This window comes from Streptomyces lavendofoliae (assembly GCF_014649735.1).
In the GTDB taxonomy this organism is placed as follows: domain Bacteria; phylum Actinomycetota; class Actinomycetes; order Streptomycetales; family Streptomycetaceae; genus Streptomyces; species Streptomyces lavendofoliae.
In genome coordinates this window covers 58,692-73,004 of sequence record NZ_BMTP01000022.1, presented here as the reverse complement: position 1 = coordinate 73,004, position 14,313 = coordinate 58,692, and the positions used below count along the sequence as shown (strand labels likewise).

12 protein-coding genes and 2 tRNA genes are annotated in these 14,313 nt (G+C 73.5%); 9 read left to right on the top strand and 5 right to left on the bottom strand.

Translation table 11 applies throughout. The annotated features are described in order from the left end of the window. The first annotated feature begins 85 nt into the window (after positions 1–85). From IE109_RS30130 to IE109_RS30115, 4 genes are all read left to right on the top strand, one after another. Positions 86–1,015, top strand: a complete 930-nt coding sequence (locus IE109_RS30130) for a hypothetical protein (RefSeq protein WP_189554527.1) — start codon at positions 86–88, stop codon at positions 1,013–1,015. A 96-nt stretch (positions 1,016–1,111) separates the two neighbouring features. Further along, the gene (locus tag IE109_RS30125; RefSeq protein ID WP_189554526.1) at positions 1,112–1,534 is read left to right on the top strand and encodes a peptidase inhibitor family I36 protein; all 423 of its coding nucleotides are present in this window, start codon (positions 1,112–1,114) and stop codon (positions 1,532–1,534) included. 290 nt (positions 1,535–1,824) lie between these two features. Further along, positions 1,825–2,487 carry a bifunctional DNA primase/polymerase gene (locus tag IE109_RS30120; RefSeq protein WP_189554525.1) on the top strand — a complete coding sequence of 221 codons (663 nt, stop codon included), beginning with the start codon at positions 1,825–1,827 and terminating at the stop codon, positions 2,485–2,487. After that, positions 2,478–2,551, top strand: a tRNA-Lys gene (locus IE109_RS30115). Before IE109_RS30120 ends, IE109_RS30115 begins: the two co-directional genes overlap by 10 nt. Before the next feature lie 68 nt (positions 2,552–2,619). Here IE109_RS30115 and IE109_RS30110 read toward each other — a convergent pair. Beyond that, a complete protein-coding gene (locus IE109_RS30110) occupies positions 2,620–3,861 on the bottom strand; it encodes a M6 family metalloprotease domain-containing protein (RefSeq protein ID WP_189554524.1) in 1,242 nt (413 codons plus the stop codon). Between the two features lie 453 nt (positions 3,862–4,314). Between IE109_RS30110 and IE109_RS30105 the strand changes: the two genes are divergently transcribed. Further along, the gene (locus IE109_RS30105; RefSeq protein WP_373297801.1) at positions 4,315–6,078 is read left to right on the top strand and encodes a putative bifunctional diguanylate cyclase/phosphodiesterase; all 1,764 of its coding nucleotides are present in this window, start codon (positions 4,315–4,317) and stop codon (positions 6,076–6,078) included. Here the strand turns inward: IE109_RS30105 and IE109_RS30100 are convergent. Further along, positions 6,065–6,985 (bottom strand): LysR family transcriptional regulator, encoded by a 921-nt coding sequence (locus IE109_RS30100; protein WP_189554522.1) that lies wholly within the window; start codon positions 6,983–6,985, stop codon positions 6,065–6,067. The genes IE109_RS30105 and IE109_RS30100 overlap by 14 nt on opposite strands. Before the next feature lie 92 nt (positions 6,986–7,077). On the opposite strand from IE109_RS30100, the gene IE109_RS30095 reads away from it, so the two are divergent. Further along, the gene (locus tag IE109_RS30095; RefSeq protein ID WP_189554521.1) at positions 7,078–7,482 is read left to right on the top strand and encodes a nuclear transport factor 2 family protein; all 405 of its coding nucleotides are present in this window, start codon (positions 7,078–7,080) and stop codon (positions 7,480–7,482) included. Between the two features lie 106 nt (positions 7,483–7,588). On the opposite strand, the gene IE109_RS30090 is transcribed toward IE109_RS30095, so the two are convergent. The 3 genes from IE109_RS30090 to IE109_RS30080 all read right to left on the bottom strand — a co-directional run bounded on the left by IE109_RS30090 (position 7,589) and on the right by IE109_RS30080 (position 11,447). Next, a complete protein-coding gene (locus IE109_RS30090) occupies positions 7,589–9,280 on the bottom strand; it encodes a glycosyl hydrolase family 18 protein (protein WP_189554520.1) in 1,692 nt (563 codons plus the stop codon). 300 nt (positions 9,281–9,580) lie between these two features. Then, entirely contained in the window at positions 9,581–10,654 is a 1,074-nt protein-coding gene (locus IE109_RS30085) for an LLM class flavin-dependent oxidoreductase (protein ID WP_189554519.1), read from the bottom strand. A 61-nt stretch (positions 10,655–10,715) separates the two neighbouring features. Further along, complete coding sequence (locus IE109_RS30080) at positions 10,716–11,447, bottom strand: maleate cis-trans isomerase family protein (protein WP_189554518.1); 732 nt, start codon at positions 11,445–11,447, stop codon at positions 10,716–10,718. Between the two features lie 403 nt (positions 11,448–11,850). Here IE109_RS30080 and IE109_RS30075 point away from each other — a divergent pair, with 403 nt between their 5' ends. The 3 genes from IE109_RS30075 (at position 11,851) to IE109_RS30065 (ending at position 14,216) form a co-directional block, all read left to right on the top strand. Beyond that, positions 11,851–12,801, top strand: a complete 951-nt coding sequence (locus tag IE109_RS30075) for a D-2-hydroxyacid dehydrogenase (protein ID WP_189554517.1) — start codon at positions 11,851–11,853, stop codon at positions 12,799–12,801. Positions 12,802–13,297: 496 nt separating this feature from the next. Further along, on the top strand, positions 13,298–14,056 hold the full coding sequence (locus IE109_RS30070; RefSeq protein ID WP_189554516.1) for an IclR family transcriptional regulator: 759 nt from the start codon (positions 13,298–13,300) through the stop codon (positions 14,054–14,056). An 86-nt stretch (positions 14,057–14,142) separates the two neighbouring features. Continuing rightward, positions 14,143–14,216: transfer RNA gene (locus IE109_RS30065), tRNA-Lys, on the top strand. The last annotated feature ends 97 nt before the right edge of the window (positions 14,217–14,313 follow it).

The window sequence follows — 14,313 nt, the reverse complement described above, 5'->3', positions numbered from 1 at the left end:
TCTACCTCAAGGGCGACGCGACCGGCGGCGTCACCCGCCAGTGCTGACACCCCGGAACACGGACGGAGAGGACAGGGGAGGCGCCATGGCGATCAGGGGACTGAGGTGGCTGGCGGCCGCCGTGGTCGGGGCGGGCCTGCTGACCACGGTCGCCCTCACCCTCACGGCCCAGGGCTCCCCCGCCCCCCAAGCGGCGCGCAGCGGGCCGCCGGCGGCCCCGGCCGCGCCACCGAGCCCCACCACGGAGGAGAAGGACCTCCTGCACCGGGCCGAGCAACTGCTCGTCCGGGACTGCATGGCCGGACAGGGCTTCCGCTACTGGCCCGCGCCCCGGCTGCCCTCGCCGGAGTACCGCGAGTTCCCCTACGTGGTGGACGACGAGGCGTGGGCCGCCGAGCACGGCTACGGCCGGGAGTTCGAACAGGGCCAGGAGCGGCGCTGGGGGAACAGCGAGAGCAAGCGGTACCTGGACGGCCTCTCGAAGGCCCGCAAGGCGGCGTACACCACGGCCCTCTTCGGGCCGAGCGCGGACCGGACCCCGCTCCGGGCCGAGGTCGCCATGGGCGGGACCTTCACCCAGAGCGACCAGGGCTGCACCGCGGGCGCCTGGCGACGGCTCTACGGCGATGTGCACGCCTGGTACCGCTCGTACCAGATGGTGAACAGCCTGCCCGGCATCCGGGTGGGCCGGGTCGCCGCGGAGCCGGAGTTCCAGGCCGGCCTCACGGCGTGGCGGAGCTGCATGCGCGCAAGCGGCCACCGCGCCGAGAACCCGCCGGAACTGCGCCGGGTCCGGTTGCTCGACACCGGTCCCGGAGCGCGGGCGGCCGACGTCCGGGCGGCCACGGCCGAGGCCCGGTGCGCCCGGACCAGCGGGCTCGCCGCGACCGCCGAGCGGCTCGACGAGCACCACAAGGACGTCCTGTACGGCGAGCACCGCTCCGCGTTCGACACGGCGCGGCGCATGCAGCGGGACGCCCTGCCCACAGCTCGCGATGTGGTCGGCCGGGGCTGACATCGCGTTCCGTACCGCACACACCGGCAGGGCCGGGCGAACCGCTCGGCCCCACTCCGAACCGGCGTACGCCGGACGAAGGGACACCACGCCACCATGGCAAAGATCCGCACCGCTCTCCTCGGCGCCGCCATGGCCGCCACCGCCATCCTCGCCTCGCCCGGCATCGCCCAGGCCGACGGCGGCTGCAACGCCGGCGAGTTCTGCGCCTACTCCGACGAGCACGGCCAGACCTACCGCACCCCGAACAGCAGCACGAACTGGCCCGACACCATCCAGAACAAGGTCGACTGGGTGCAGAACCTGGGCACCAGCGGCTCCCCGGCCCAGGTCAACATCTACTACAACGAGAACTACGCGAGCGCGTACGCCTGCCTGGGCCAGGGCGCCCAGTGGAACCTGCGCCAGCGGACCCAGGTGTTCTCGTGGACCGGTCAGTACAGCGCCGGCCACATGAAGGTGGTGCACGACGACGCCGCCTCGCACAAGTGGGTGTGGAGCTGCGGCAACAACACGTGACCGATCCGGTCACCGGAAGGGCGCACCGGTTCACCGGGGCGCCCTTCCGGGCGTGCGGGGCGGTGCCCGGCGGTCCCCCGCCGTCCGGCCCCGGCGGTCCGGTCCTTCCGCCCGGGGCGTCGATCCGCCGCCGGCCGATCGAGGCGTGCTCCGGCCGATCGCGGCGTGCTGCCTCCGGCCAGTCGCCGTGGCATATGCCGGGCGGCAAGATACTCCTTCCCGCCTCGCCGTGTCCCGATTTCCCGCAACTCCCCGGAGCCGAGTGGTCACAACCGGTAGACACGGGGGGTATGAGTACCTGGCTGCGAGACGAGACCCCCCTGAGCCCGGCCGGCGCCGTCACGGACGGGAGCCGCTCCGACATCTTCCGCTTCCTGCGCGACGAGGGACGTCATCACACCGCGCAGGTCACCGCGGACGGCGCGGACTGGCTGGTGGCGGCGGCCGCGTATCCCCGCTCCACGCTCGCGCTGTGGGAGTCCCGGCCCACCGCGCCCGCGGTGCTGCCGTGCGGCTCGGTCTTCGACGTCGTGAGCGTGGAGTCGGTCTTCGGGCGCCGCATGCTCGACCGGCTGTGGGAGGAGGGCCCCGGCTCCGGTCCCGTCGCCGTGCACCGCGGGCGGCTGCTGCTGTTCACCGCCCCGGGCACCGCCCACCGGCTGCCGTCGCTGCTGCGCTGGGAGGAGTGGGGGCAGGCGGTGCCGCCCCTGCTCTGCCACGGCGCGGGGGACGCCATCACGGTGCCGCCGCTGGCGCCGGGCGGTGCGGACGGCGGCGCGCCGCGCTGGCTGGTGGCGCCGGACACCCGGCATCCCTGGCTGCCGGGGCCCGAGGTGGTCCTGTGGGCCTGCGTCCGCGCGGCTCGCGCGGGGACGGCCGCCGACGTGAAGGTTTCGATTTTTCCTCCCGCCGATCAGGGTGCTAATGTCTACGACGTCAGCAGGCGCCGCTAGCTCAGTTGGTTAGAGCAGCTGACTCTTAATCAGCGGGTCCGGGGTTCGAGTCCCTGGCGGCGCACAGACGGGAAAAGCCCCTCGCGATCGCGAGGGGCTTTTTCGTGCGCCCGCGGCCGGCGCCGTCGTGCGTCACGGCACGGTGATCCGCACGGTCCAGGTGCCCGTCCGCGTCCGGTCGGCGACCTCGATCCGGACGTTCTCCCCCGGCACCGTGAAGGTCTCCCCCTCGCGCAGCGGCGCGTCCGCCAGCGGCGGGTAGACCGACCGGTCCCAGCAGGCCTCCGTCGACGGGTGGGTGTCGACCACCTCGACGGGACCGGCGCCCGACACCGCGTCCGTACGGACCCGGTAGACCAGGACGCCCTCGGTGCAGGTGGCGTGGTCGTTGCCGGCCGCCCCGCGCGCCTCGACGGCCAGCGCGCTGGTGCCGCCGGTCCTGACGACCGCGAGGCGGGTGCCGACCGAGGCGCCGCGCGCGGGCGCCGCCGCCAGCGGCTCCAGGGTGAAGCGGCTGCCGCCCGGCTCGCCCACGCAGCGCACCTGGCGCCGGTCCAGCCAGCCCAGCTTCCACTTGTGCCAGCCGAAGAGCTCCGGCGCGAGGGCGAACTGGCTCCCCATGACGTCCCAGTCACCCACATGGGTGTCCCAGTCACCCTTGCCGTCCGTGGGCCGGCGGTACAGGTCGGGCAGGTCGAAGACGTGCCCGGTCTCATGGGCGAGGACGTTGCGGTCCGGGGGGTGCCGTTCGAAGACGGTGACCACGCGCTTGAGCGCCGCGCCGTCGGCGTACAGCGGGGTGTCGAAGTTGACGACCTTGGTCGCGTCGGAGTCCACGCCGGGCGCGTCGGGGTCGGCGACCAGGTAGACGATGTCGTACCGCGAGAAGTCGACCACCGGGTCGGCCGCCGCGAGCGCGTCGCGCAGGTAGGCGGTGCGCCGCTCGGGCGCCCAGTCGCGCCGTATGGCGTACGCGGTCGAGGCGCGCGGCATCCGGATCCACTCGCGCCGCGGGTGCGGGCGCAGGGTGAACTTCCCGTAGGACGCGCGCCGGAAGAAGTGGCTGGTGGCGGGGAAGTAGTCGGCGGTGAGCGCCTCGGGGTCGGTCAGCGGCCGGGAGTCGGGGAACGACAGGAAGACCATGAGGGCGTCGAGCTCGCGGACGGGCCGCGGATAGGCCGTGTTCCAGGTGTCCAGCCCGAGCGAGTGATGGGCCTCGGTACGCGGCAGGGCGCACGGGCCCGCCGCGGGGGCGGCGCTCGCCGGGCCGGCGACGAGGCCCGTGGCGGCGAGCGAGCAGAGAGCGAAGAGCCCCGCGGCGGTGGCGCGCAGGCGGCGGCGTTCCACTCCGTCGGGTGTCTGCTGACCCTCCACGTCGACCTCCGGTGCGGCATACGGGACGTCACACCACCCTGTGCCGGTTTGTGGTGTTACGCCCTGTTCCGCTGCCCCACACGGGTGAGCGACCGACGCGCCGCGACGGTCCAGGAAGTTCACCGACAGTCACATCCGGTCACGGCGGAGCCGGGCCCCGCCACACCCGTGCAGAAACGATCGTCCGCCCATGGGCGGCGGATTGCTCACAACAACCCCACGCGCCTCACGCGGCCTCGGCGCTGGAACGGCCGCCGCGAGAGCCTCTATGATCGGCACACTTTCCTGGCCGACCCATCCCGACCACATCTGTGCGTCACAACTGCCTTGCGGGAGCGAGCCGTGAACGGAACCTCCGAAGGACCGGGAGCTGCGGCAGTCTCAACGACCGGAACCGCCCTGCGGCCGGTCACAGAGAGTAGTGAAGCTGCCGGTGAGCCGCGCCCCTCGGCCGTGGTCGCCCGCGTCCCGGCGGAACCGCACGACCGGCACGCCGCGCACGCCGCGCACACCCTGGACGACTACCGCGCCGCCTTCAACGCCGCCCACATCGCCATGGCGGTCGTGGACGCCGAGGGGCAGGTGGTGACCGCGAACGAAGCCCTCGCCGCGCTGCTCGGCACCGACACCGCGTCGCTCCGCGAGCAGGCCGCCGCCGACCTCGTGGACCTGGCGTCCGACAGCCGCACCTGGCACGCGTACCACGAGGTGCTCGGCGGCCGCAGGTCCCGGTTCCGCTGCACACGGCGGCTCAAGCACCCCGACGGGCGCTCCCTGTGGGCCGAGGTGACCGTCGCGCCGGTCACGTCCGGCCGGGGCGTCCTGCTCTCGATCGCGGACATCAGCGACCGGCGCCAGCTGCAGGCGCGGCTGCGGCACCTCCAGATGCACGACCCGGTGACCCGGCTGCCCAACCGCACCCTGTTCTTCGAGCGGCTGACCTCCGCGCTGGAGAACTCCTCGTACGACGACGGCGGCACCGGCCGCATCGGACTGTGCTACCTCGACCTCGACGGGTTCAAGGCGGTCAACGACACCCTCGGCCACCGCGTCGGCGACCGGCTGCTGGCGGCCGTGGCGAACCGGCTCACCGAGTGCGCCGACGGCGACGGCCACACCCGGGGCGGCGGCCACCTGGTGGCCCGGCTCGGCGGGGACGAGTTCGCCGTCCTGGTCGAGGACTCCACCGGTACGGAGCAGCTCGCCGACCTGGCCAGGTCCGTCCTCACCGCCGTACAGCGACCGTTCGACCTGGCGGGGCAGCGGTTGTCGGTCTCGGCGTCCATCGGCGTGGTCGAGCGGACCGCCGCCGGCACCACCGTGAACGGTCTGATGCAGGCCGCCGACACCACGCTGTACTGGGCCAAGGCCGACGGGAAGGCCCGCTGGACGCTGTTCGACCCCGAGCGCAACGCGCACCGGATGACGCGCCAGTCGCTCTCCTCCACCCTGCGCCCGGCCGTCGAGCGCGGCGAGTTCGCGCTGGAGTACCAGCCGCTGGTGGGCATGGCGGACGGGACCGTGCGGGGCGTGGAGGCCCTGGTCCGCTGGAACCACCCGCAGTTCGGCCCCCTGGCGCCGAATCGGTTCATCGGAATTGCTGAAGAAGACGGCTCGATCGTCCAGCTGGGCCGCTGGGTGCTGCGCACCGCCTGCCGGCAGGCCCGGCAGTGGCAGCTGGACCACCCCGGCGAGCGGCCGCTGTTCGTGAGCGTCAACGTCGCGGTGCGCCAGGTGTGGGACTCCGACCTGGTCGCCGACGTGGCGGAGATCCTCGCCGAGACGGGGCTGGCCCCGCACCTGCTGCAGCTGGAGCTGACCGAGTCCGCGGTGATGGGATCGGCCGGGCGGCCCCTGCAAGCCCTCCAGGCCCTCAGCGACATGGGCGTGCGGATCGCCATCGACGACTTCGGCACCGGCTACTCCAACCTCGCCTACCTCAGCCGCCTCCCCGTCTCGGTCCTCAAGCTGGACGGCTCCTTCGTCCGCGGGTTCCAGGACGAGGAGCACCCGAACCCGGCCGACGAGGTGATCGTGGAGGCGCTGGTGCAGCTGGCCCACCGGCTCGGGCTGACCGTCACCGCCGAGTGCGTGGAGACCTCCGGGCAGGCCGCCCGGCTGCGCCGCATCGGCTGCGACACCGGCCAGGGCTGGCTGTACTCCCGCGCCGTCACCGCGGAGCGCATCGCGGAGCTCATCGGCGTCAACCCCGACTGACCGGCCCGGCGCTCCCGCCGCCGCTCACGGTCAGCGCGCTGCGGACGAAGTCCCGTACGACGGCCGGGACGTCGCCGTCGCGGCACCAGGCGACGCCCACCCGGCTGCCGGTCACCCCGCGCACGGGCCGGTAGACCACGTCGGGGCGCTGGTAGAAGCGGGCGGTGGCCTCCGGCGTGAGGCTGACGCCGTAGCCGTTCGCGATGGCGTTGAGCCACTCGTCCGGGTTGCTCGCCACCGCCCCGACCGTCACCGGGTGCCCGTTCCGCTCGTCGACGGCCAGCCAGTAGTCGCGCCACCCGCCGGAAACCTCAGGCGCGGCGACGAACGGCTCGTCGAGGACGTCCCGGAAGTCGATCACCTCGCGGTCCGCCAGCGGGTGGGTGACCGGCAGCGCGAGCCAGCGGTCCTCGGCGAGCAGCACCTCCACCCCCAGGCCCTCCTCGCCGGGGAAGGGCAGCCGCAGCAGCGCCACGTCCGCCTCGCCGCCCGCCAGCCCGGCGGTCGGGTCCTCCCACCCGGTCTGGAGCATCCGCACCCGCCAGCCGGGCCGGCGGCGGGCGAACTCCGCGATGATCTGCTGGGTCAGCTCGTTGGCGGCGGACGCCACGAACCCGACCCGCAGCACCCGGGCCGCCCGCTCGGCGGCCGCCGTGGTGGCGCGCAGCGCGGTGTCCCACGCCTCCAGGACGGCCGGTACGGCGGCGGCGAGCGCGGTACCCGCCTCGGTGAGCGCCATGCCGTTGCGCGAGCGTACGAACAGCTCCGTACCGAGCTGGGCTTCGAGCTGTTTGACCTGCTTGGTCAGCGCGGGCTGGGAGATGAACAACCGTTCCGCGGCACGGGTGAGGTGGCCCTCCTCCGCGACGGCGGCGAAGTAGCGGAGCAGCCGGGTGTCGATGTCCATGCCACAAGGTTATGGATTCACGTATTGGACCGGCGGGGCAGGGCAACAGCAAGCTCGATGGCACAAGGAGCCGCTAGCCGGGAAGAGTTGAGATGACCAACCCCAACATCGAGTTGATCAGGCGGTTCTGGGCCGGCTACGCCACCGGGGACCTGGAGGGCCTGCGCGCCACCGTCCTGGCGCCGGACGCGGTGTGGCATGTGCCGGGCAGCCACCCGCTGGCCGGCTGCCACCGCGGTCCGGAGGGGATCACGACGTATCTGCAGGGCCTGGCGACCGGCGACTTCACGGCCGACGTCTGGTACGCGGGGGCCGACGAGAAGCACGTGGTGGAGGTCCACCACTGCGTGAGCCACCGGGGGGACGGCAGCGACATCGACATGGACTGGGTGCTGGTGTTCCGCATCGAGGAGGAACGCATCGCCGAGATCCGCCACTTCCCGGCCGACCAGGCCGCCGTGGACGAGTTCTTCAACGTACTGGTGGGCAACAACTGAACGCCGGACGCCGCCGCCCCTGTGGGGGACGGCGGCGCTCCCGCGTGGGGGGCGGCGGCTCTCGGTGGCCGGTTCAGCGGCCGGTCAGCAGCTGGTCAGCGGCCGGTCAGCAGGAACCGAGGTCCTGCCAGACGCCCCACTCACCGGTGGTGCCGGGCTCCTCGCCCTTCGTCCACCACTTGGCCTTCCAGGTGCGTCCCCTGTGGGAGACCTGGGCGCCGCCGGTGTACTCCGCGGCCGGCGACCAGGCGGCGGCGGTGCAGCCGGCCGGCGGGACGGTCGGCGTCGGGGTCGGCGTCGGCGTGGGCGTGGGCGTCGGGGTCGGCGTCGGGGTCGGGGTGGGCGTCGGGGTCGGGGTGGACGGCGAGGAACCCACGGCCGCCACGATGTCGTTCAGCAGCGTGGTCCGCTCGTCCAGCCCGAGCAGGGAGTACATCATCGCCCCCGCCAGGCCCCGCTGGCGGGCGTAGTCCGCGCGGGCCTGGACGGCGCGCTTGTCCAGGCCGGTGAAGAACTCGCCGTCCTTGTAGAAGTACGCGGCCTTCGCCTCGTCGTCCCAGAAGGTGGTCGCCGCGTTGTCGACGATGCCGCCGAGTTCCTTGTAGTGCGCGATCCCGGCCTGCTGGCTCACCGGCCGGGCGGCGGAGGCGCCCGTCGCGGGCTGCGCGAGCCCGTTCCTGGTGCCCGCCGGCACGCCCTTCCAGCCCCGGTAGTAGAACTCGTAGCCCAGGGTCAGCTTGTTCGCCGGGAAGCCGCCGGCGATCCCGTACGCCGGCTTGCCGTCGATCCAGGCGTCGATGGCGTTGTCGATCGAGTACTTCTCGGTGCCGGGCTTGATCGGGTCGGTGGGGTCGCCGGCGCCGGAGTACAGCGGTGACTGGTGGTACGTGGGCCCGTCGCCGTCCCAGGCGCCGTGCATGTCGTACGTCATGATGTTCGCGTAGTCGAGGTACGCGCCGATCTTGTCCGTCTCGATGTGCTTGATCTTGTCCTGCCCGGCCGGCAAGGCGGCGGTCAGCAGGTACTTCTTCCCGCCGTGCGCGGCACCGTGGGCGTCGAGCTGCTTGCGGAACTCGGCGAGCAGCAGCGTGAAGTTCTGCTTGTCCTCGGGCCCGTAGTGGTTGCCGAGGTGCCCGTCGGGCGAGCCGGGGTACTCCCAGTCGATGTCGATGCCGTCGAAGATCCCGGCAGCCGTGCCGGGCCCGCCGTAACCGCCCTCGACCGGCAGGTCGCCGGCGATGTACTGCTTCACGCACGAGGCCACGAACTTCTTGCGGCTCGCGTCGGTCCTGGCCGCGTCGTGGAAGTACTTGGAGTAGGTCCAGCCGCCCAGCGAGATGTTGATCCGGAGCTTGGGGTACTTCGCCTTCAGCTCCTTGAACTGGTTGAAGACGCCGGCGATCGGCTGGTCCCACTTGTCGGCGACCCCGTCGACGCTGTCGGCCGCCGAGAAGGACCGCTGGTAGTCGGCGTACGAGTCGCCCGCGCCGTCACCGGCGTTGGGGTTGTTGTCGTCCCCGGCCGCCTTGTTGGCCTCGAAACAGGTCAGCTCGGTCGGGTGGATGTTGCCGAACGAGTAGTTGATGACGTCAAGCTTGCCGGCGATCCCCCGGGTGTCCAGGTGCTTGGGATAGAAGGCGTTCCCGTACACGCTCCACTGGTCGTAGTACGCGATCTTCACCCCGCCGGAGGAGGTCGCGGCGGTCCGCGCGGTGGCCGTGCCGCCCACGGCGGCCAGCGCCCCGGCGGCGAGCACCACGCTCGTGAGCGCGGCGATGAGGGGTTTGCGGTGGTGCACGTGCGGCCTCCGGGAGGGGTGTGCGGTACGGGAGTTGGAGAAGTGATAGCCGCCGCGTGAACACCGCGTCAATGGTCCGGTCCAAACGAGGACTAGACCAATCCCGTGGCAAAACCCCTCGTCAGGCGGTCTCCTGGCTCACGACCGTCCGCCCGCCACACCCCTGACGAGCCGCTTAAGCCTGGCTTAGGGAGCTTGTGCGCGCGTTCCCGAGCGGAAACCACCGCACCCCGCCCACGCCGCAGGGCCGCCCCCGGGGACGGTCGGCGCCCGCCGGGAGCGGCCCCGCGCCGCGCTTCCTCAGACCGCCCCCACCGGCAGGTCGTAGGCGTCCGCGATCAGCTCGTACGACCGCAGCCGCTCCGGCGCCCCGTGCGCGTTGGCCGTGATCATCAGCTCGTCGGCGCCCGTGCGCTTCTGGAGCCCGTCCAGTCCGTCCCGGACCGCCTCCGGCGTGCCGTGCACCACGTTGGTCAGCCAGCCGTCGACGAAGTCGCGTTCGGCCGCGCTGAACTCGTACGCCTCCGCCTCCTCGGGCGTCGGGATCAGGCCGGGCCGGCCGGTGCGCAGCCGGACCATCGACAGCGCGCCCGTCAGCACCTGCCGCCGGGCCTCGCGCTCGTCGTCGGCGGCCAGCGCCGAGACCCCGATCAGCGTGTACGGCGCGTCCAGCACCGCGGAGGGCCGGAAGGACTCCCGGTACAGGTCCAGCGCGGGAATGGTGTTGTGCGCCGAGAAGTGGTGGGCGAACGCGAACGGCAGCCCCAGCACCCCGGCGAGTCGCGCGCTGAAGCCCGACGAGCCGAGCAGCCACACCGGCGGCCGGCCCTTCGGCCCCTGCACCGGGCCGGGCACGGCGTGGATCCGCGCGTACGGGTGACCGTCGGGGAAGTCGTCGTCCAGGAAGCGGACCAGCTCGGCGAGCTGCTCCGGGAACTCGTCGGCGCCCTCGCTCAGCCGGTCGGTGCGGCGCAGCGCGGCGGCGGTGGCACCGTCGGTGCCGGGGGCGCGTCCCAGCCCGAGGTCGATCCGTCCCGGCGCCATGGCCTCCAGGGTGCCGAACTGCTCGGCGATGACCAGCGGCGCGTGGTTGGGCAGCATCACACCGCCGGACCCGAGCCGGATTCGGGAGGTGTGGGCGGCGAGGTGCGCGAGGATCACGGCCGGCGACGACGAGGCGACCCCGGGCATCGAGTGGTGCTCGGCGACCCAGTGCCGGTGGTAGCCGCGCCGCTCGGCCAGCCGCGCGAGGGCGACGCTGGTGCCGAGGGCCTGGGTGGCGGTGCGTCCGCTGCCGACGGTGACCAGGTCCAGTACGGACAGGGGCACGGGCGCGCTTCCGATCGCCGTGCCTCGAATCGCGTCGTCACTCACCGGGGGACCCTCCTGCGCGGGAAAATACGTACACCGGCACTAACAGGAGGACCTCTCCGTTTTATTCCGCCCACTCCTCCTTGCGGGCGAACAGCGCCCCGAGGTCCGCCGACCAGGCCCCGCGCCGCTCCGCCAGGCGCAGCCCCTCCCACACCGTCACCTGGTTCGCCGTGAGCACCGGCTTGCCCACCGCGGCCTCCAGTTCCGGCAGGCACCCCACCGTGTGCAGGGCCGTGTCCGGTACGAGGACGGCCTGCGCCCCCGGCCGGTCCGCCGCCCGCACCAGCTCCAGCACCCGTTCCGGCCCCCATCCCGCGACCTCGGCCGCCGTGGCGGCCCCGCCGGCCAGCGACCCGACCACCTCGACGCCGGCCGCGCCCAGGAAACGGACGAACAGCTCCGTGACGTCCTCCGGGTACGTGGCCGCCACCGCCACCCGCGCGGCGCCCACCTCCCGCACCGCGTGGACGAAGCCGAACGAGGTGCTCGACGCCGGGAGCCCGGCCGCCACGGCGAGGCTCCGGATCTGCTCCTGGGCGCCCTCCCACCCGTAGGCGAACGACCCGCCCGTGCTGGCCCACACCACCGACTCGGCGCCGGACAGACGCAGCTCCTCCACCCCGGCCGAGAGCCGCTCCACCGATCCCCGCTCCAGCAGCGCGTCGGCACGGAGCGCGTCGTCACCGGTGGCGGTGTGGACGATCGGCACGTTGACGCCGGTCAGCAGCGTCTCCATCCGGGGGTAGTCGTCCTCCGCGAAGTGACCGGGGTAGAGCAGTCCGACAGTCGTCATGTCACGCCCTCCTGGGGGTCGGGGGCCGCCTCGGCCCCGTAACTGAGCAACGCCCGGGGCCGGCCCCACCGGTCCGGGCACCGGCGCGGTCTCCGGCTCGGCGCCGGGACCCGGCGCGGCGCCGGCCGGGCGGCGACCGGGCCCGCCCGGACGAAGAGCCCGCCCCGTCCCGGCTGCCCCCGCTTCCCCGGGGTAGTCCTCCGGCGCCCGTCACCGGCACCCGACGCCCGCGCCGCGCCCACGCCCACGGCGTACGGGGAGGTCGGTCGGTACGGCGCCGGTCCTGCGAGGGGGGCGGCGGGCGACGGCGGCTGCCGCCCGGGACGCGCCGCCGGCAGGAGCCGTACCCGCCCCGTGGTGTCGTGTTGACGGCGGTGGGCCGCAGTGCCACCGTGGTCGACCGATGCCGCTGCCCACTCTCCTCGTCCTCGAGGCCGACCCGCCGCCCCGCCTCGGCCGGCTGACCGGGCGGGTCCGCGTCCGGTACGCCGACGAGGGCTCCCTCGCCGCCTCGCTGCCGTCCGCCGACGTCCTGCTCGTGTGGGACTTCGCCTCGGACGCGGTCCGCGCGGCCTGGCCCGGCGACGGGCCGCGGCCGTCCTGGGTGCACACGCCGAGCGCGGGCGTGGACCGGTTGCTGTGTCCCGAACTGGTCGCCTCCGACACGGTGGTGACGAACGCGCGGGGCGTGTTCGAGCAGCCGATCGCCGAGTACGTGGCGGGGCTGGTGCTGGCCATGGCGAAGGACCTGCCGGGCACGCTGGAGCTCCAGCGGGAGCGGCGCTGGCGGCAGCGGGAGAGCCTGCCGGTGGCGGGCAGCCGGGCGGTGGTGGTCGGCGCCGGGCCGATCGGCCGGGCGGTCGCCACGACGCTGCGGGCGCTGGGGGTGCGGACGGCGGTCGTGGGGCGGACGGCGCGCCCGCGTGTCCACGGCGCCGACGAGCTGGACCTGCTGCTGACGCGGGCGGACTGGGTGGTGTGCGCGGCGCCGCTGACGGAGTCGACGCGGGGCATGTTCGACGCCCGGCGCTTCGGGCTGATGCAGCCCTCGGCGCGGTTCATCAACGTGGCCCGCGGGCAGCTGGTCGTGGAGGACGCCCTGGTGGCCGCGGTCGCCAAGCGGTGGATCGCGGGCGCGGCGCTGGACGTCTTCGCGCGGGAGCCGCTCGGCGAGGACAGCGCGCTGTGGGACGTGCCCGGGCTGATCGTCTCGCCGCACATGAGCGGCGACACGGTGGGCTGGCGGGACCGGCTCGGGGCGCAGTTCGTGGACATGTTCGAGCTGTGGGCGAGCGGCCGGCCGCTGCCGAACGTGGTCGACAAGGAACGGGGCTACGTACCCGTGCGGGACTGAGCCGGCGAGGTTCCTCACGGACCCGTCCGCCCGCCGGCTCCTCGACGGCTGCCCCGGGACGGCTTCTCACCGGTGGACGCGGTGCGCGCGGCGCTGGGCCGGAGGAGGCGGATCCGGGGGCGCCCGGGGCGGGAGCGGCGGGACCTGCCGGCCCCGGGGGCTGCGGGAGAGCACCGCGCCTGCGGCCTGACGCGAGCGGCGGCGTCGGTCCCGGTCGGGGTACGGCGAGGGGGTGCCGGCCGGGCTCCAGCCGGTCGCCGCCCGACACCGGGTGGACCTGGTGCCGCGGGCGGCGCACGGGCTGCGCGGGTGCGGCGCGGCGGGTGTCCCGCGGCCCTGGTGGGCCGGAAGTTTGCCGGTGTCATATGCCCGGGTGTCCCGTCCCAGCGTACGCGTAGGGGGCGGGGCAGATTCTTGTCAACAGGAGCCCACTAAACGGCTCTTGGCCGCTATCGTGGTACGGAAGCTTGCGGTCACAACCTGGTAGGGGGAAACCGTGGCGCTGAAGCCAGAGCCGACCGCGCCGTTCCACTCGGTGCAGTACGCCCTGCGTGTCCTCGAAACGATCTCACGGCACGGCGGCGGGGTGACCGACGTCCAGATCGCTCGCGAGACGGGGCTTCCGGCCGGCCATCTGACCCCGCTGCTGCTCATGCTGCGCCGCGAGGGGTACGTCGAGCAGGTCAGCGACGGCGCCTATGTGGTGGGTGACTCCCTGGTCCTGCTGGGCTCCGGCGCCACCCGGCGCGAGGCCCTGGAGGGCAAGCTCCAGGAGACCCTGACCGAGCTGCGCGACTCGGTCGGCGCCGCCGTCTACATCAGCCGGTACATCGACGGCGAGGTCAAGATCACGCAGATGGCCGACGGCCCGCACACGCCGAAGGTCAACGAATGGGTCGACTTCCGCTCGGCGGCCCACGCCAGCGCGGTCGGCAAGTGCCTGCTGACCCAGCTCGACCAGAACGGCCGCCGGGACCACCTCTCCCGCCACAAGATCGCCCGGCTCACCTCGCGGACGATCACCAGCGAGAAGGTGCTCTTCTCCAAGCTCGACAGCCAGCCCCCGACCGTCCCCGTCCTGGACCTCCAGGAGTACGCCGTGGGCACGGTCTGCGCGGCGGTGCCGCTGACGGCCGGTTCGGCGGTGGGCTGCCTCGCCCTGTCGCTCCCCATCGAGCACGCCCACCGGCTGCGCTCGGCGGCGGACGCGCTGAACCGCAAGGCCGCGCCGGTGGTGCTCTCGCTGGCGCTCTAAACCTCCCGGCGCCCGACTGTGAGCCAGCTCACGACCACGTGGTCCGGAGCGCCCCTCGGACCGGGTAGTATTAACTCTGTCAGCAGGCGCCGCTAGCTCAGTTGGTTAGAGCAGCTGACTCTTAATCAGCGGGTCCGGGGTTCGAGTCCCTGGCGGCGCACAGACGGAAGAAGCCCCTCGCGCGAGCGGGGGGCTTTTTCGTGCCGGTCGGCCGGCCCGCCGGGGCCGGCCGCCGCGCAGGCGGTCACGGTCCCGGT